This window comes from Pseudoalteromonas sp. SIMBA_162, from assembly GCF_046535955.1.
GTDB lineage: Bacteria > Pseudomonadota > Gammaproteobacteria > Enterobacterales > Alteromonadaceae > Pseudoalteromonas > Pseudoalteromonas marina.
In genome coordinates this window covers 1-242 of sequence record NZ_JAWJBQ010001045.1, presented here as the reverse complement: position 1 = coordinate 242, position 242 = coordinate 1, and the positions used below count along the sequence as shown (strand labels likewise).

Annotated in this window: 1 protein-coding gene; it reads right to left on the bottom strand. The window is 66.1% G+C overall.

Going from position 1 to position 242, the window contains the following annotated elements; all coding sequences use genetic code 11:
- The coding region (locus tag R0J88_RS22890) for a lysophospholipid acyltransferase family protein (RefSeq protein ID WP_410901301.1) at nt 1-242 on the bottom strand (242 nt) is incomplete at both ends.

Here is a 242-nt window from a genome sequence, read left to right as displayed (position 1 = left end):
AGCACGCGGGTGGTTTCCTGCAGCGCCTTGCGGGCCTGGTAGCTGTTCTTGCGGTCGATCAGCACGTTGCCGCCCAGCCAGAACAGCTGGCCGAACAGCGGCACCCAGCCCAAGCTCTTCTTGCCGATGGCCACGGTGCGTCGTGGCACCGCCTGGCCCACCACGAACAGGTCGTAGTTGGATTGGTGGTTGGCGATGATTACGCAACCGGGGGGCTGGTCCCACAGCGGGCCGACTTCGGC